We start from the raw sequence: 18,706 nt of genomic DNA, 5'->3' as shown, positions 1-18,706 counted from the left end.
TTTAATGGATTATATTTAAATAATAGATAATATTAATAAGATTATATTAAACTCAATCAAGAGGTTTAAAATGAAAATAGGAGTAATAAGATTCCCAGGATCTAACTGTGATAGAGATGTTTATCATGCAATCAATTTAGCAGGGGGAGAAGCTGAATATATATGGTGGAATAAAGAAGACCTTAGCTATCTTGATGCAGTTGTTATTCCAGGTGGCTTTTCTTATGGAGATTACCTACGTGCTGGAGCAATAGCTTCCATAAATCCAGTTATAAATGGAATAAAATCTCTCGTAAAAGAAGAAAAACCAGTTCTTGGGATATGTAATGGTGCTCAAATATTGGCTGAAATTGGACTTGTTCCTGGAGTTTTTACAGTAAATCAAGACCCTAAATTCAATTGTGAATGGGTTGAATTGAAAGTAAGCAATAATAAAACACCATTTACAAGTAATTTCAATAATAATCAAATCATTAAAATGCCAGTAGCTCATGCTGAAGGAAGGTATTTTACAGAGGATATAGATTTACTTAAAAATCAAAATCAAATAGTTCTTCAGTTTGAAGGGAAAAATCCAAATGGCTCTCTTGAAGCTATTACTGGCGTTTGTGATGAAACAGGACTCATTTGTGCAGTCATGCCTCACCCTGAAAGAGCATCTGAAGAAATTTTAGGTTCTTCTGATGGTCTAAATTTCTTTAAAGGAATTGTAAATAGTTTATAATGATGGGTAGATTTTGATATTAATTATTCTTCATAAGGTGTGTGAATGGTAGTATATTTAATTGGTGCAGGACCGGGGAATCCCGAACTCATAACTTTAAAGGCTGTTAAAGCTTTAAATAAGGCAGATGTTGTAATTTATGACAGATTAGCTAATGAAAAAATATTAGAACATGCTGGTGAAGCTAAACTCATTTATGTTGGTAAAAAAGCTGGTGAACATTATAAAAGTCAGGATGAAATTAATCAGATTATAATCAATGAAGCTAAAGACACATCTAATAATATCATTGTTAGACTTAAAGGAGGAGATCCTTTTGTCTTTGGAAGAGGGGGAGAAGAAATATTATCTCTTATATCTGAAGGAATTAAATTTGAAGTCATTCCAGGAGTAACTTCAGCTATTGGAGTACCAACATCATTAGGACTTCCTGTTACACATAGGGGAGTAGCTACTTCATTTACAGTTGTTACAGGTCATGAAGATCCTACAAAAAATAGGAAACAAGTGAAATGGGATTATACAGCTGATACTATTATTGTACTCATGGGAATTGGAAAAATGAAAGAAAACACTTCTGAAATAATGAAATATAGAGATTCTAAAACTCCTGTATGTGTCATTGAAAACGGAACTCTACCAAATGAAAAGACTATATTTGGAACTTTAGGAGATATAGGTGATAAAGACATCAATACTCCAGCTATTCTCATTGTAGGAAATGTCATTGATGTTTTTAAAGAAATTAAAGGAATCAAATGAATTACTGAGGTTATATTTAATAAAGTTCTAGTTAGTTAGGTTGTATTTAATAATATTGTGATTGTTGAGGTTATATTTAATAAAGTTTTAGTCACTTAGTTTGTATTTAATAATATTATGATTCTTGAGATTATAATTAATAATATTAGATTACTGAAATTACAGATAAAAATAAATAATGATTGCTATAAAATATAATTATTAATTTAAAAATTAACTTTCTTTATTATATGAAATATAATTTTATTAATAATGGAGATGTAAATATGAAAAAACCTTTAGAAAATGAAGTGACAATAGCTATTACAAGACCATTTAATAGAGTGGATGAAGCAGTAGAAATTGTTGAATCTTATGGAGCAACTCCATTTCTGGCTCCTACATTAGAATTAAAATTAATAAATTCTGACTCTCTTAAAAGTCTCGTAGGCTTAGTTAATGATTTCGATTGGTTGATATTTACTTCTCCCACATCTATAGAGTCCATTTTCGAGTTTTATCCTGGTTTTAGAGAAAAAATCAATCCAAATTGTAAAATAGCTACTATAGGGCATAAAACAGAAGAAATAGCTAATAAGTATGGATTAATTGTTGACTTAATTCCTAAAGATTATACTGCTGAAGGACTTCTCGAATCATTTGAAAAGATGGATATAAAAAATAATCTCATTGGAATTCCAAGAACATTGGCTGCAAGAGAAACACTTCCAGAGGGACTAGAAAAGATGGGGGCTGATGTTATATTAGCTGAAAGCTATGAATCAGTCATTCCATTAGATACTGTAAGAATTGAAGTTTTAATTGGAAAAATTTTAAATTCTGAAATCGATGCAATAACATTCACTAGTCCGTTAACTGTTAAAAATTTGTTTACTGTAGCTACTGATGCACAAATTCCAGAATTAGTTAATAAATTATCCACTAGTGTTTTAACAGTAGCCATTGGTCCAATTACAACTGATGTTCTTAAGGATTTGGGTGTAGATGCAAGATATCCAAAAATATATACAGTTAAAGACATGATGGAAATGTTATTTGAGCTGTTATAATATGTATAAATTACTAGTATCTAGAAATTAAGTTATAATAAAATTGAAATTTTACTATTATATTTGATAAATAAGGTGATAAATTGGAAACGATCATATGGCCAGTTTATATAAACTCAAAATTGAGTAGAAAAGAAGGAAGAAAAATAAAAAAAGAGATAGCTGTATCTGATCCAAAATTGACAGAAATGTCAAGAGCAGCTCGTAAATTAAATATGAATCCAAAAACAGAAGATGATAAATCTTATCCTAGCTCTTGGTGGGAAAATTCTGGACGAATTATTGTTTCTACAGAGAACATTTCAAAAAATAATATTTTAATTAAAATTAGTGAAACAATAAAAACATTAAGACAAAAATAGCTATTTATTAATAAATAATTCTGATTAATATAAAAATACTTTTTTATTATAATTAGTAGCTATTTGCTATTATTATGAATAGTTATTTAGTGTATAATTAGTAGCTATTTGCTATTATTATGAATAGTTATTTAGTGTATAATTAGTAGCTATTTGCTATTATTATGAATAGTTATTTAGTGTATAATTAGTAGCTATTTGTTATTAAATAGCTATTTTATTTAATTTTCATGTGAAAAAATGGATAACTTACCTTTGAAAATGCAAAAATCCTATAAGAAAGCTAAAGAGATGATTGAAGCTTCAGAGGATATTAAAATATATAGTCACAATGATTGTGATGGTATATCAGCGGGAGCTATATTGTCTACGATTTTAGATAGACAAGAAAAAGAACATGAAATTGAAATAGTTAGTTTAGATAAGCTTGAAAATTTAGAAATTGAAAATGAGTTGACATTATTTTCAGATTTAGGCTCTGGTCAGAATGTAGATGAATTAGCTAAAGATTCCTCCAAAATAATTATCTTGGATCATCATCCTCCACTTAAAAATCTTGATTATAGTCATAATGTTGCTTATGATTATTTAGAGATAAATCCACATCATCATGGGATAGATGGTTCTCACTATGTTTGTGGAGGAGGACTTAGCTATTTTTTAGCCAAAGAATTTGGATATCATGATTTAAGTTGGATTGGAGTACTTTCAGCTATTGGTGACATGCAAAACAGTATGACTGGGAAGTTAGAAGGGTTAAATTCAATTATATTAAATGATAGTGTTAAACAAGGATATGTAAGTTCTATAAATGATTTATCTCTTTATGGAAGACAAACTCGTCCACTTTTCGTAGCTCTTTCTTATTTTAGTGATGTTAATTTACCTATCACGAACAATAGGACAGAAGCAATAGCTTTAATGAAAGATTTAGGAATTCCTAGAAAAATAGGGGATAGATCACGAACTCTTAGCGATTTAGATGGCGTTGAGAAGGGAAAATTGTTTTCTGAACTTGTAAGGATGTTATCTAAAGAAGTACCAGAAAGATATGTTAAGTATGTTCCAAAGCTTGTAGCTGCAGATTCATATGAATTCTTAATGGAAACAGATCACACATTCCTTAGAGATGCTTCTGAATTTTCAACAGCTATGAATGCATGTACTCGTAATAATAGAGAAGATATTGCATTGAAAATATTAAAAGGGGATAGAATAGCTGCATTGGATGAGCTTGAAATTGTTTCAAAAGAACATAGAAGATATTTAGCTCAAAACATCCATAAAATTGAAGAAGAAGATATGATTAAAAATTTAGGAAAGATTCAATACTTTGATGGAAATGGAATAAAAAGTTCAGTAGTTGGAACAATCGCTGGTATGATCCTTAGCTATGGTGATTGGAGAAAACCAATGATAGGATTTACTCAAATCAGTGAAGAGGATGAAAACTTAAAAGTATCCTTGCGTTGTTCAAGACTTCTAGCTTATGATGGAATACATTTCGGAAATATAATAAGAAAAGTATCTAAAAAAGTTGGAGGAAGTGGAGGAGGCCATTCAGTAGCTTGTGGTGCTTATATTCCTCATGATAAAAAAGAAAAGTTTTTAACCTTATTCAATGAACAATTGAAAATGGATATTTAAAAAAATTCATTATACTATCCATTAATTATAGTCAATTTGATAAAGTTTTTAATAAATGAATCATCTAAAAAATATTATAATCTTAAATTAATAATTTTAATCAATTTATTAAATTAATAAGCCTGTTTAAATAATATATTTTCGACAATAATCAATTTTAAGATGTTGTAATTAAAAATAAATGATATTAAGAATTTAATTTATTTTCAAAACTTAAAAACTTTTCTACAAATACTATATTATAAAAACTAATTGAAGTTAAAATCTTTTTTTGTTTTAATTAAAATCCTTTTCTTGTTTTTATAGGTTGGTTATATTAAAATCCTTTCTTGTTTTTATAGGTTGGTTATATTAAAATCCTTTTCTTGTTTTTGTAGATTGGTTATATTAAAATCCTTTTCTTGTTTTTATAGGTTGGTTATATTAAAATCCTTTTCTTGTTTTAATAGCTTGACCTACATTAAAATCCATAATTTCGGCATAGTTTAACAAAGATTTACCAAAAGCTAACAATTCGTCATTTTCATTGACAATTAGAACTTCATCATTGGCTCTGATGTTGGTATCACAATCTATTACAAATTTTGAAAAAACACTTTTTCCTTCACGAGCAAATGGTTCTGAGTCTTTATTTACTATAACTCGATTTTCTGGAAATTCCATTTTTTCATGGAGTCTTCTTGCTCCTTCTTTAGCTAGCACAAAAAACGCATCTGAAGCTCTCATATTAGCTATTAATTCTCCATCTGAATAAACATGTCTAATCTTTCCGGTCTTTTTGCTTTTTTCAATCTTAAGTTTTCCTTTAAAAAGGGCATTTCCTACTCCATTTCCAAATTGATAATCTGCAATGCTTTTAATTTTTTCTTCATCCTTTTTGATGAATTTAATTTCATCTGATTGTGAATGTATGTTGTATAATCCTATATTCAGCTCTTCAATAACTTTAGAGCTTATTAATGTTTGTTCATAATACTCTATAAATTCAGAAAGGAAATCTTCGATAAATTCTAGAGAATCAGCATCTTTTATTTTAGGAGATTCATTCTGGGATAAAGGATAAACTTCATCAATATTAAGAGGTATTAAACAAAATGGAACATCTAAAACCATAAAATCTGTGTTTTTTAGATCCAATTTCATTTCACTACCATAAATATAAAAATCTCCTAGATTATCTGAGACATATTTTGAATAAGGTTTTCTTGAACTTGGTAATATTATTAAATCTCTCTTTTTGTCCATATTTCTTAATTTATCTAAATGTCTTACAACTTCTGCTCTATTTAAAGATTCTGGACCTGTATAGAAAAATGCTGACTTTTTAATCCGTGGATCATAAACTTCTAAGTCATCTGCATACTTACCAAGTTGACGGCATGCATCTAAAAGCATAGGATGAACTCTACATCGTTCTTCGACCAATTCCATCAAATTACCATCTATAATAGCTTGTCTAATCACCCTCAATTCTGCAAAGCTAACTCTTAAGTTGTGTTCTGCAATAAGTTTAGCTCTTTCTTTTTTTTCCATGGCTTTCAAATCATCTGGAGTGTATTTATTACAGACCTCACAGGAACAAGGCATTTCTTGGAGATTTTCAAGTTTATAAGTTCCTCTAATAGTTAAAAATCTATCATCTTCAGCATATAATATGTAAGCTGCAGAATCAAATAAATCACAACCCATAGCTACAGCCAATGCAAACACCATGGGATGACCAGCTCCCATTAAATGTCGAGGTACATCATTGGGTAAATGTGAAATTGATGAAGTTACAACATCAACAAGATCTCTATATCTATAGTTTTCCATCAAAGGAACAACCGCCCCAATTGGGTATAAATCAGCATTCAATTTAGAAAGCTCCTCTGCACAGCATGATCTCAAATCTGAAAATGTTGATCCTTGAACTACAGAGTTTAATAACATATTTATATTATTCTCTTCTTTATATTTCACAGCTTCTTTTGCTCTTTCTAATGTTATCTTTAAATCATTTTCAGCTTTTTCCCTTGTAACATAAGGAGCTGTAGGTATATCTAAAGAAGTACCTATATCTGTTTTAATTAGCTCTTGAAACTCTATTACCTCTTCATTATTTATATCCACATCTCCATAGATTGAAAGTTGAAATGATCCTGAATCTGTCATAACAGGCCCATTAAAATTGATTAATTTATGTATTCCTTCATCAATAGCTTTTTGTTTTAATTCTTCATCTTTATAAATTAAATAAGCATTTGTAATAACTATTTCTGCTCCAAATTTTCTCACATCAATAGTTTGCTTTCTAGGGTGGATAACTGGCATCAAAGCAGGCGTTTTAACAGTTCCATGGTTTGTTTTAAGTAAACCAATTCTTCCTCTATTGTCTTTTTGTTTTATTTCAAATATAATGATTCCCCCATATTTCTTCTAAATGATATTTTGCTAGTTTAAAAATTACTAATTAATTTTCAATAAATAATTGATAATCAGTTAATTTTCTTTATAAATAATTGATAATCAGTTAATTTTCTTTATAAATGATTTATATTCATTTAAATTTTCTTCAAATGATTTATATTTATCTGAATTTTCTTAAATGATTAATAATTAATTATTTTAATTGATTAGCAATTATAGTATAATTATTCTTATTTATTATTATTTTTTTAATTTCACTATATAAATATTACTCAACAAACGTTATAAAATGTATTATGATTAAATAAAATTGTACTAGATTTAAACTAAGATTAAACATTAATTTTATCAACTTAATCAAACTAATAAAAAGATATTGGTGTAAAACTCAAGAAAAAAAAATTAAATTATCAATAATTTCAAAAATTTTGGGTTGATTTTGTTAATGGATAAAAATTTTGGGTTGATTTTGATAAAAAAAGTAATTTCAGATTTTAAAATTTAAACCTTTTATAACTTCTAATAATCTATTGTTCATATCAATAATCCTATTTCTAGAGTTAAATTGATGGTTTGAAGTTACTAAATAGCTATTTTGAGGGAATATAATATAATTGGCCTCTTTAGATTTTAAAGTTGGAATGTTGACTTTACTAAGATTTCTTAAAACTCTTCTTTTTAGCTTTTCATCACTTATTTCTTCACCAAGGAATAATGATGTTTGTACAGCAGAGGAAATTCTATGGAAATGTCTGGTTTTTTCACGTTCTTTGGCTCTAAATTCTAAGATTTCATTGGAGTTTTTATTTAATCCAGGGTCTCTAAATGGAATTCCTGCATCAGATAATGCAATGGTTCTCTCATCACTCTTTGAAATGGATTTATCGATTTTATCAATGTTGGTAGAGGCTATTGTCCCTCCAAATTTCCGACCAAATGCAGGACCTTCTCCAATGTGAAAACCTGCTTCAATAAATCCATATCGTAAAGGAGCAGCTGCAGAATAAGTAGCTATCATCCCATCGTCTTTAAGAACTCTCTTCAATTCTATAAAGAATTCAACAGTACATAATTCAGGAGTCCAAGCTGGAGAAAAAGGATCGAGGAATATTGCATCATAGCTATTATCTTCAAGACTTTCTATTGTTTTTCTTGCATCTTCACAAAATATATTAATATTAATATTTTCAGGGATTTCACATTTCTCTAAACTAAGTTTTGCGAAATCTTCATCAATTAGTTTAGATTCAATAGCCTTTTTAATGATTTTATGTTCAGGTATTGGACTTGGAATAGTAAGTGCAATAGCTAATGTTTCAATTGATATTTCAATCATGTCTATTTTTAATTTAGCTATTTTTTCATTGGTATCTTTCTTATTTTTTGTGAAATTTTCAATGGCTGCTGCTGAATTATAGCCAAATCCACTACAAATATCTAAAATAGCTATTTCTTTTTCATAAGAAAATTTTAAAGGTTTTACAAATTTTTCAAATGATTCTGTAATAGCTCCATGGGAATTATGCATATTTTCCGACTTCCCATCAAATTCAGGTGATTTTAGAGTATATGATCCATCATCGGTTTCTATAAGGAATTTCATAATTTCTCGTGATAATTCATCACGGTAGCTATTATCATGATGTTCTTTTTCTTTTGAAAAATAATATTCCAAGATTTCAAATAAACTTTGTTCTTTTCTTATTGTGTTCATATTATCAATGATAAGCTCTTCGTACTTTATTATATAAATTAAATTCTTAATATTTTAACATGATAATTAAAAATAATTCTTATTCTATTAAAAGACTTATATTATTTATATAGAAAATAGCTATTTCAGAAGAAATTGCAAAAGAATTAATTAGATATTCTAATTTAAATTATAGTTATATAAATATTATTATATAATCTTAAAAATTATTTTATTCTAAAAGATCCTATTAAAAATTACTTAATATCCTATAAGAAATTACTCAATATATTATTAAAAATTACCTATAATTTTAAAAAAATTTCAAATTTTTCATAATTATAATTTTTTATAAATAAAAATTAACATTATTGAAAAAAAAGGAATTATAGCTGTTAGAATATAACTAAGTCTTCCAATAAAACTTCTTTCATCTTTAATATATACTTCGTCTTTCCAAATTGATGATTCAGAAGAATTTGAATAGCTAGTTATAAAATCTTTGTAAGCTGGACTGATTCTAATAAGTTTTTTTTTATTCACCCAATTTCCTAATTTAAATAGCTCACCACTATACCATGGACGAGGCACTATATTAGATCTTGCAAAATGGAATATTATTGGATTTTCTAATGCATCTTTAATTTCATTTTCTGAATAATAGCTTTCTAATTTTGAATATTTAAAATAGTCATATGAGAATCCATAAAAAGCAGGCAAAACATTATAATTTAGGGGAATAATTAATATTTTATCAAATAATACCTTATTAAAGACATCTTGATCCATGAAAAATGAATCATAGTCTCCAAGGAAATCAATAAATTTTTCCTCAACATTATCTTCTTTCCATTTAGTTAGATTTATAAACATTATCCCCGCATTAACATAATTACTGTTATTATCCAAACCCAAGGATGTTTTAATTTGAGGAAACATTGATAAAACTGCAAGGTCTTCAACAGCTGCAAAATAATAGTTAGTAATATCCATATTCCATAGGTTTTCCAATGAACCTAAAACAAGAGAATCAGCATCAATATAGATAATTTTTTCAATGTCTTTTGGGATAATTTGCGGTATTAAAAGTTTTGATAATGTGTTTATTGAAGTTATTAAGTTTATTTTTTGCATTGTTTTGTTATTTAGTATTTTATCATACATCTTCTCATTTATATCATATAAAAAAAGTTTCCTATTATATTTTTTACAAAGAGCTTCTAATTTTTCTTTATTAGAATTATCAATACCTCTATCAAAAAGATGTAGATATATTTCACTAAATGTTTTATTATTTTCAAATAATGATTCTATTGAAACACCAGCATATGGCATGAAATCGTTTCCAGATATGTATATTACATGTAATTCACCTGATTTCATAAATTAATTCCTTTATATACATTATTAATTAAATTGACATTGATTTTAGCTATTATATTTAATTTGAGTTTGTTAATTTGATTTTAGCTATTATATTTAATTTGAGTTTGTTAATTTGATTTTAGCTATTATATTTAATTTGAGTTTGTTAATTTGATTTTAGCTATTATATTTAATTTGAGTTTGTTAATTTGATTTTATCTATTATATTTAATTTGAGTTTGTTAATTTGATTTTATCTATTATATTTAATTTGAGTTTGTTAATTTGATTTTAGCTATTATATTTAATTTGAGTTTGTTAATTTGATTTTAGCTATTATATTTAATTTGAGTTTGTTAATTTGATTTTATCTATTTCATGTTAATTTAAGTTATTACTTGATGTAATCATTTAAAAAATATTATTCATTACTAGTAATTATCTAGCATTCTAATGTTAATTCTTTTTGGTGTAATTTTCAATTTGTTTATTTGTATAATCAATCATATTATTCTTATCAGAGTAATATTCTTTATACCACTCTACAGTAATTTGCACTGATTCTTCAAAACTTAATTTTGGTTTCCAGCTAAGGTAAGAAAGTGATTTACTAATATCTAATTCTAATAAATTAGCTTCATGAAATTTATTATCAGATTCAACAATGTATTTTCCAGATCCCCAATTATTAATCAATCTGTTAACTAAATGCTCAACATCCACAATATCTTCATGATATGGTCCAAAATTCCAAGAGCTATTATAATCTATTTCATGATTATCATTGTATTTACTATTATATTCACTGTTATAGTTTTTGTTGTCATTATTATTGTTTCCATCTATCATGTGACAAATAAGAGTTAGATAACCTGTAAGTCCTTCTAAAACATGTTGCCAAGGTCTTATAGCATGAGGATTTCTTAAAACAATGGTTTCATCCAAAGACAATGATCTCACACAGTCCACTACGAGTCTATCAGCTGACCAATCTCCTCCACCAATTACATTCCCTGCTCTTGCAGTAGAAATAGCTATTTTTGAAATATGGTCGTTATTATTTGAATTAGAATTAAAAAATGATCTTCTATAAGCAGAAGTAACTATCTCAGAACAAGCTTTACTTGAACTATATGGGTCATAACCACCTAACGGATCTGTTTCTTTATATGCATAATTCTCTTCTTTATTATCATAACATTTATCTGTTGTGATATTTAAAACAACTTTACTTTCATTTTCATAATGATGGCTTAAATTTCTCAAAGATTCAAGCAAGTTGATGGTACCCATTACATTAGTTTGATAGGTTTCAATAGGCTCATTGTAAGATTTTCTTACTAAAGGTTGAGCAGCTAAATGAATGATAATATCAGGATTATTTTCTAGTATTACATTATTCAATGTATTAAAGTTAGTTATATCTCCTTTAATATGCTTTATATAATTTTCTAATCCCAAAATATCAAACATACTAGGATTTGTAGGAATTTTATCTGAGAATCCAATCACTTCAGATTCTAAATTGAAAAGCCAGTTGCTCAACCAAGTTCCTTTAAATCCAGTATGTCCAGTAACAAAAACCTTTTTATCTTGAAAATAATCTTTAAATCTTTTAATCATAATATTTCTCTATTTGTTTGGGTTAATTTGTTAAATTATATTTTTTCATTATAATAATTTCTTTATTTGAATTAATTTACTAAGTAATTTTTTCATTATAATAATTTCTTTATTTGAATTAATTTACTGAGTAATTTTTTCATTATAATAATTTCTTTATTTGAATTAATTTACTGAGTAATTTTTTCATTATAATAATTTCTTTATTTGAATTAGTTATTAAGTAATTTTCTTAATTATAGTACTGGACATTTGATTTAAAAGTAATATTAAATTTTTAATCGTTAAAATTCTTTTATTTATAAAATTAATGATTAAAATGAATATTTAAAAATATTATAATTTTGAGAAGTTTTGTCCAATTCTATATAATAATTTCTTTTTTAAATTAAATTAGTAAATTCTATTCTTAATAAAATATTTATTCATTTTTCAATTCCCAATCATATGGAATGTCTATGGTATCAAATTCCTTTCTAAATATCTCTTCAGGATTATGTATAATGCTTGAACAATTTGCAACTATTGCTTTTGTTTTCCCAATTCCCTTAAACCCATTCCAAACTTTTTTAGGAACTTTGACAAGAATATAATTTTCTTCACCTAAAAATATCTCCATTAAGTTTCCATAGGTTTTTGAGTTCTCTCTATCATCATATACTACCATCTTTATCATTCCATATACAACAGAATAATTTAGAACCATGTCTCTATGCCAATGCCATGCTTTAACTACATTAGGGTATATGTTTGAAAAATATATTTCTCCAAAGTCTTCAAAAATTTCATCATCCTTTGTTAACATATGATATATAGTTCCTCTCTCATCAGGTATCTTCCTAAGCTTTTTGATTTCAACTCCTTCAATGAACTTACCTTTAACCCCGTCAACTTGTTCTAAATCTTTGCCTTTAAAAATCATTAATTCACCTATTTAATTTATCTTTATAAAATTCTATAGTTAATTTTAAACCTTCTTTTAAATTAATGTGAGGATGCCAGTTAATCAATTTATTTGCTTTAGTTATATCTCCTTTAACTTCTGTTAAATCAGATTCTAAGAATGTCACATCTGTGTTTCCTAAAAATGAATTTATTATTGAATAAATATCTCTAATTGAATAAGAAGTTCCATTAGCTATATTAATATTTTCATTATTTTCAAATTTTTCAATATTATTCATTGTTTTTTTATATGCATCAATGATATCACTGACAAATATCACATCAAGTTTTTTAGAAGTACTTTGAATTGTTATCTTCTCTTTTTTAAGAGAATGTCTAATTAAGTATGGAATTATTTTATTTTCATCATCTTTAGGGCCATAAGGAGTAAATAATTTCAAACTACTTGTTTTAATCCCATATTCATGATTATAAAATTTCAATATATCTTCAAAAGCTACTTTAGTTGATGAATATAAATTAAATGGAGTAATTCTCGTTTTTTCAGTTATAGGAATTTTATCCAAAGAATATTCTCCAAAAGAACCTGTGTTAACAAAGTATTTAGTATTACTATTAACAGAATTTTCAAGTAAATCTGTTGGAAATGTCACATTGGAATAAATCATATCTTTAATATCATTAGATTTATGAAATTTTGTGTAGTATGTTGCTAAATGAAGAATGCCTTCAATATTATAGCTATTAAAAATCTCTGACATTTTTACTTTATCAATATCGATTATTTTAAGATTAGGAAATGAATTCATAAAATTATCAATTCGCCATGTATTTGAATATGATCTTTTAAGTAAAATAAGGTTTTTACCATCATTCAATAAATCTTCAGCTAATTGACTACCAATAAATCCAGTTCCTCCTGTTAATAGTATATTTTTTTCCATATTACCACTATATCTATATTATCATTATATAATACTACTATAATTAAGTTTAAATTAGCTAAATCTGAGGATGTTTAATCCTTCCAAAGTTTCCATGGAGCTTTATTGGATTTCCACAGTTTTTCTAATTCTTTTTTGTCTTTTAACATATCCATAGGCTTCCAAAATCCCGCATGTTTATATGCTGCAAGTTGATTATTGTTAGTTAAATTCTCTAAAGGCTCTCTTTCCCAATATGTTCCATCTCCTTCAATATAATCAAAAATTTCGTTTTCTAGAAGGAAAAAACCACCATTTATCCAACTCTTATCTCCCTTAGGTTTTTCTTTAAATTCTAAAACATTAGAGTTTTCATCTATATTGAGAGCTCCAAATCGTCCCTCTGGTTGCACTGCAGTTAACGTAGCATATTTTCCGTGTTTTTCATGGAAATTGGTTAAGTTAAATAAATTCACATTACTTAATCCATCTCCATAGGTTAACATGAATCTTTCACCATTGGTGTATTTCTCTATTTTTTTTATTCTTCCACCAGTCATAGTATTTAGACCAGTATCAACTAATGTAACATTCCATGGTTCAGATTGGGAATCATGAATCTCAATACTATTTTTTTTAAGATCAATAGTTATATTAGATTGATGTAAAAAATAATTAGCAAAGTATTCTTTAATCATATATCCTTTGTAACCTAAACATATTACAAATTCATTAAAGCCATAATGAGAATATATTTTCATTATATGCCATAAAATTGGCTTTCCACCAATTTCAACCATTGGTTTTGGACGGATATCTGTCTCTTCACTTAATCTTGTTCCGAGACCCCCTGCTAAAATAACTGCTTTCATTTGATCATCTCAATTATAATTTACTAGTAATTATTAATCGAATATATCCAGTGCATTGTTTGAGAATTCATATAGTTGTGAAAATTTTTTATTTGTAAATTTAGAAAATTTCTGAAAGAATTTCATAAAGCTCAAGTATCTTTGATTTTATTATTAATAACAAATAATTAAAAATAATGATTCTATTAACTATATTCTTTTTTTTTCTTTTTTTTATTTGATGTAAAAATTATTAGAAATAATTCTTCACATAATAAAAAAATTTTCATTTTCTATATTTTTAACTTAACAAAACTTTCTCAATGTATGAATAATAAATAAAAATTGTGTATTATCTAATATAAAATGACAAAGATTTAGTTTTGATGATTTAACATATCTTTTTATGTATAATCTGTATTAATTCTTTAATTAGTATTATAATTATTACATATAATCTATATAAATCCACCAAAGTTATTATTTTGGCTTTTTTAATTTGCATATATAATACTAAATCTTTCAAAAAAAGATTAATTGTATCATATATTAATTAAATTCATATTATTTAATTATATATTTTAGTTCGTATTGTTTTAATTCTGTTTACCTATATTTAAGTATTATAAATATATAAACTTTTTGGAAATGCTCAAAAAATTATTTCCGCACTGTTAAACTTATATTAATCTAGATAAATGGGAGATACTTTTAGGTTCTGATTAATCATTAACTTGATAAAAATATATAATATTTAAAGATCACAGTATGGAAAAATAGAATTATAACAATATCATTATCTAAATAAAGGAATTATAGTATAGAAAAAATTCAATTTAAGTAATCGATACTATATCAATATTAAGGCTATTATAATTTTATTTAATATTTAATTAGTCAAAATATTTAATTTTAATAAATTAAGAATTAATATAAGTTTATTTTAAATTTAAGCATATATAGTGTTGGACAAAACTTCTCAAAATTATAATATTTTTAAATATTCATATTAATCATTATTTTTATAAATAAAATAATTTTAACGATTAAAAATTTAATATTATTTTTAAATCAAATGTCTAGGACTATGTATATGAGTAATTGGAATTAATAGACTTTATATATAAGGGGTCTTAATTTAAAAAATTGTAATGGGAAAAATCATATTTTTAACTTCTCTTCCACACACTTAAGAGTTTTAGTCGCGAAATGAAAATTGAAAAATCTAATAAAAAAATTATATAATTTATTTTAAAAATAAAAAGAAAATATGGTTTTTAATAAAAAAAATAGCTGATTTAAGATGTTTTAAAAAATCTGTAATCAACTTAATAAAAAGTGTAATGAAAAATGAAAAAAGTTTACAAATCTATTTTTAATCCTATTGGACAGTGATCTGATCCCATTACATCAGACAACATGTAAGAATCGATTACATTATCTTTAAATTCTTCATTTACAAAGAAATAATCAAGTCTCCAACCTACATTTCTATCTCTTGCCCTAGTTCTGTAACTCCACCAAGTATATTGCTCTGACTTGTCATTAAACATTCGGAATGTGTCTACATAACCATTAGATAAAAACTTATCTATCCATTCACGTTCAATTGGCAAAAATCCTGAAACTTTCTCATTTTCTTTGGGTCTAGCTATATCAATTGGTTTGTGTGCAGTATTTAAGTCTCCACATATCACGAGATTGTTTCCTTCATCTCTTAAATTATTGGTGTATGTGAGAAATGCATCGTAAAATTGAAGTTTGTATTGTAATCTTTCATCACTCATACCACCATTAGGGAAGTATATATTCAAAAGTATAAAATCATCAAAATCAGATCTTTGAACTCTACCTTCGGTATCAAATTTTAGAATATTAAATCCATTTATTTGATTTTTTGGTTTAGCTTTACTAAAAGTAGCCACTCCACTATATCCCTTTCTTTCACCAGAATTGAAATAGCTATGATAATTAGGAATACTTTTCAACTTTCTAGGAATTTGTTCAGGTCTTGCTTTAGTTTCTTGAAGACAAAGAACATCAGGTCTTGCTACTTTGAACCAATCACAAAATCCTTTCCTAAGAACTGCTCTGATTCCATTTACATTCCATGATATTATTTCTCTAGTTGTTATAAAATTCCCCCAGATAATTTAAAATTAAAAAATTCATTGCTATACTAGTTGTTATTAATAAATTCATTTCCATAGGATTTGTTAATAATCAATTACTGTTTTCATTAACAAATCAGCTAATAAGAGTCACGAAGATATTGTTAGCTACATTTCTAGGGATTTCTATTATAGAATCCTTAACAGTAATTTTAAAAATATTGTTAACTTCATTTAGTTCTTCAAAACATATTACTGTACCAATAGCTATTCCCATAGTCATTAATTTTTTTAAAACATTAGTATCTCCACGAATAAACGATACTTCAGCTTTTTCATTGGCATAAAGTTGAGCAAGCGATACTAAGCTATCATTACGAACACCAATTTCTTCAATATCACCAGATTCAGTTTTACATTCTTCACAATTATTGAAATCAAGATCACATGCTGGAATTGGTTTATCTCCAGGACATAAATCAGGATGTTCTAACATATGACACATAGCTCTTTCAGCCTCATCAGATAATGAATGTTCCATATCACAAGCTTGAATATGAATATTTTCTTTTTTAATTTTAAGTATGTCCGCTAAAAATCTTTCAAGTATCCTATGTTTCCGTGTAATCTTTTGAGCTATTTTCATTCCTTCATCTGTTAAAATAGCTCCCTTATAAGGAAAATAGCTTATATAGTTTAGTTTTTCCAATTTTTTAAGCATCTGTGTAACACTACCTGGAGCTATATTTAATTTTTTAGAGATTTTTGTAGTTGAAACATAATTATTCTTATTTCCATATTTATATAGAACTTCCAAATATTCTTCTATATTTTCACTTATCTCTTTATTCGCCATGAAAAATCCCTCAAAAAGATATTTATAATTTTTTAGCTAAAAATTCATTAAGTATTTAGTAATCTTTTTTATCAAAAGATTAGTATTACTATAAATAATAATAGTCATATTAATTGTTATAATTATTCTTATTGTTATTATAATTATTCTTATTATTGTTATAATTATTATAATTAAATAATTATGATAGTTAATTATAATTAATCTTATTACTTCTATATAAAAACTTATATAAAAGGTTTTGGTTTACCTAAAAATATAATAGCTTTTTTAAAAAATTAACTGCAAGAAATCAACTTTATGTAATTAATTTTTATAGATTAATTAAAAACTTCTCATCTTCGGTGAAAATTTAAATATCTTAAAATAGTAATGTAACAATTACGTTTTCATGATAGAAAAAGCTATTTAATCTAGAAATATCTATACTAAAAAAGAGGAGTTGGATGAAATGAATATACTAAAAATATTAGGCATGAGTGTCGTGGATAAACAAGACAAGTATGTCGGTATAGTAAATGGTATTAATATCAATGAACAAAATTATTCCATTGATGAAATTGATATAAAGCTAAATCAACAATCATTCTCTGAATTAGAAGGTACAATTAGTTTTGATTAAGTCGAAAGTATGTCAGATAAAATAAAACTAAATACTGTTATTGATTAAAGAATTGATTTAAAAACTAATTTTTAAATAATTTAAATAAAAAATTTTTATATATTCTTTTATTTTTTAGCTATAGTTTATTTTGAAAAGTTTGAAAATAAATTATAAAAGGATTCATGATTTATTTTATGGTGTTAAAACTGCAGATTCGCACATTTCTACGATTAATAGATCGTTATTTATGTCAAATATGAATTTATCAATCCATTTTTTTTGTATATGACTTTTTGTCAATATTTTCATAAAACCATTTTTCAAAATTTTCAATTAGAAATTCTTCACTTTCGATAAATTCTGTGGATAATTCTTTTTTTATGGTTCTCCAGACCTGTTCAATGGGGCTAAGCTTAGGGGAGTATGGTGGTAAATGTATAAGAGTTATATTAAGGTATTTAGAAGTTTTTTTCAATATTTTAGCGTGATGGACTGGGTAATTGTCTAAAACAATGACTATTTCAATTTCTTTTTTAAACAGGTTTTTTTAGAGGTTTTAAAAGTTCGCTGTAGACTATTTCTAATATTTCTTCAAGCTTTTTTTTATTTTCTTTTTCATATTTTTTTTGACATTTTAGGTTTTTCTGCATATTTTTTTAAGTCTTTTATAATCATTTTTTTTGTTTTTGTGGGGAAAACATGATTTGAGATAATATTCATTAGGGTTTTGATTAGTGGATTTGTTGTTTTCTAATTTTTCAATGATTGTGGTGATTTTTAATTGTTTATGTGTTAGTATTTCGTCTGATTTGTTTTTTAAG

The 18,706-nt window shown here is 25.8% G+C and carries 17 protein-coding genes; 6 read left to right on the top strand and 11 right to left on the bottom strand.

The features are described from left to right. Positions 1-70: 70 nt before the first annotated feature. The 5 genes from purQ to recJ all read left to right on the top strand — a co-directional run bounded on the left by purQ (position 71) and on the right by recJ (position 4,544). Positions 71-724, top strand: coding sequence for a phosphoribosylformylglycinamidine synthase subunit PurQ (gene purQ, locus MBCUT_RS05555; RefSeq protein ID WP_067259697.1), 654 nt, complete (start codon positions 71-73; stop codon positions 722-724). 45 nt (positions 725-769) lie between these two features. Continuing rightward, positions 770-1,486, top strand: a complete 717-nt coding sequence (gene cobA / locus MBCUT_RS05550) for a uroporphyrinogen-III C-methyltransferase (protein ID WP_067259696.1) — start codon at positions 770-772, stop codon at positions 1,484-1,486. A 266-nt stretch (positions 1,487-1,752) separates the two neighbouring features. Continuing rightward, complete coding sequence (locus MBCUT_RS05545; RefSeq protein WP_067259695.1) at positions 1,753-2,535, top strand: uroporphyrinogen-III synthase; 783 nt, start codon at positions 1,753-1,755, stop codon at positions 2,533-2,535. 83 nt (positions 2,536-2,618) lie between these two features. Next, positions 2,619-2,897 (top strand): signal recognition particle subunit SRP19/SEC65 family protein, encoded by a 279-nt coding sequence (locus MBCUT_RS05540; protein ID WP_067259694.1) that lies wholly within the window; start codon positions 2,619-2,621, stop codon positions 2,895-2,897. A gap of 240 nt (positions 2,898-3,137) precedes the next feature. Next, positions 3,138-4,544 carry a single-stranded-DNA-specific exonuclease RecJ gene (recJ, locus tag MBCUT_RS05535; protein ID WP_067259693.1) on the top strand — a complete coding sequence of 469 codons (1,407 nt, stop codon included), beginning with the start codon at positions 3,138-3,140 and terminating at the stop codon, positions 4,542-4,544. Positions 4,545-4,967: 423 nt separating this feature from the next. On the opposite strand, the gene tgtA is transcribed toward recJ, so the two are convergent. The 9 genes from tgtA to MBCUT_RS05490 all read right to left on the bottom strand — a co-directional run bounded on the left by tgtA (position 4,968) and on the right by MBCUT_RS05490 (position 17,281). Next, positions 4,968-6,941 (bottom strand): tRNA guanosine(15) transglycosylase TgtA, encoded by a 1,974-nt coding sequence (gene tgtA / locus MBCUT_RS05530; protein ID WP_067259692.1) that lies wholly within the window; start codon positions 6,939-6,941, stop codon positions 4,968-4,970. 499 nt (positions 6,942-7,440) lie between these two features. Continuing rightward, positions 7,441-8,667, bottom strand: a complete 1,227-nt coding sequence (locus MBCUT_RS05525; protein WP_067259691.1) for a tRNA (5-methylaminomethyl-2-thiouridine)(34)-methyltransferase MnmD — start codon at positions 8,665-8,667, stop codon at positions 7,441-7,443. Between the two features lie 318 nt (positions 8,668-8,985). Further along, positions 8,986-10,029 (bottom strand): glycosyltransferase family 8 protein, encoded by a 1,044-nt coding sequence (locus MBCUT_RS05520; RefSeq protein ID WP_067259690.1) that lies wholly within the window; start codon positions 10,027-10,029, stop codon positions 8,986-8,988. 438 nt (positions 10,030-10,467) lie between these two features. Further along, positions 10,468-11,634 carry a CDP-glucose 4,6-dehydratase gene (gene rfbG / locus MBCUT_RS05515; protein ID WP_067259689.1) on the bottom strand — a complete coding sequence of 389 codons (1,167 nt, stop codon included), beginning with the start codon at positions 11,632-11,634 and terminating at the stop codon, positions 10,468-10,470. A gap of 421 nt (positions 11,635-12,055) precedes the next feature. Continuing rightward, the gene (locus tag MBCUT_RS05510; RefSeq protein ID WP_067259688.1) at positions 12,056-12,556 is read right to left on the bottom strand and encodes a dTDP-4-dehydrorhamnose 3,5-epimerase family protein; all 501 of its coding nucleotides are present in this window, start codon (positions 12,554-12,556) and stop codon (positions 12,056-12,058) included. Positions 12,557-12,560: 4 nt separating this feature from the next. After that, positions 12,561-13,484 (bottom strand): NAD-dependent epimerase/dehydratase family protein, encoded by a 924-nt coding sequence (locus MBCUT_RS05505; RefSeq protein WP_067259687.1) that lies wholly within the window; start codon positions 13,482-13,484, stop codon positions 12,561-12,563. 74 nt (positions 13,485-13,558) lie between these two features. Continuing rightward, the gene (rfbF, locus tag MBCUT_RS05500; protein ID WP_067259686.1) at positions 13,559-14,335 is read right to left on the bottom strand and encodes a glucose-1-phosphate cytidylyltransferase; all 777 of its coding nucleotides are present in this window, start codon (positions 14,333-14,335) and stop codon (positions 13,559-13,561) included. Between the two features lie 1,340 nt (positions 14,336-15,675). Then, positions 15,676-16,449 carry an exodeoxyribonuclease III gene (xth, locus tag MBCUT_RS05495; RefSeq protein WP_067259685.1) on the bottom strand — a complete coding sequence of 258 codons (774 nt, stop codon included), beginning with the start codon at positions 16,447-16,449 and terminating at the stop codon, positions 15,676-15,678. 112 nt (positions 16,450-16,561) lie between these two features. Continuing rightward, on the bottom strand, positions 16,562-17,281 hold the full coding sequence (locus MBCUT_RS05490) for a metal-dependent transcriptional regulator (RefSeq protein ID WP_067259684.1): 720 nt from the start codon (positions 17,279-17,281) through the stop codon (positions 16,562-16,564). A gap of 451 nt (positions 17,282-17,732) precedes the next feature. On the opposite strand from MBCUT_RS05490, the gene MBCUT_RS10880 reads away from it, so the two are divergent. Beyond that, positions 17,733-17,903 carry a PRC-barrel domain-containing protein gene (locus MBCUT_RS10880; RefSeq protein ID WP_245634952.1) on the top strand — a complete coding sequence of 57 codons (171 nt, stop codon included), beginning with the start codon at positions 17,733-17,735 and terminating at the stop codon, positions 17,901-17,903. A gap of 247 nt (positions 17,904-18,150) precedes the next feature. Here the strand turns inward: MBCUT_RS10880 and MBCUT_RS10540 are convergent, their stop codons facing one another. Together MBCUT_RS10540 and MBCUT_RS11470 are read right to left on the bottom strand one after the other, a co-directional pair. Next, the gene (locus tag MBCUT_RS10540) at positions 18,151-18,411 is read right to left on the bottom strand and encodes a transposase (protein ID WP_281177945.1); all 261 of its coding nucleotides are present in this window, start codon (positions 18,409-18,411) and stop codon (positions 18,151-18,153) included. Between the two features lie 108 nt (positions 18,412-18,519). Next, the coding region (locus MBCUT_RS11470) for a hypothetical protein (protein ID WP_211263775.1) at positions 18,520-18,706 on the bottom strand (187 nt) is incomplete at its 5' end.

The sequence above is a fragment of the Methanobrevibacter cuticularis genome (assembly GCF_001639285.1).
GTDB classification, from domain to species: domain Archaea; phylum Methanobacteriota; class Methanobacteria; order Methanobacteriales; family Methanobacteriaceae; genus Methanobaculum; species Methanobaculum cuticulare.
The sequence above is the reverse complement of the archived record's forward strand: the minus strand, read 5'-3'. Positions and strand labels throughout refer to the sequence as shown.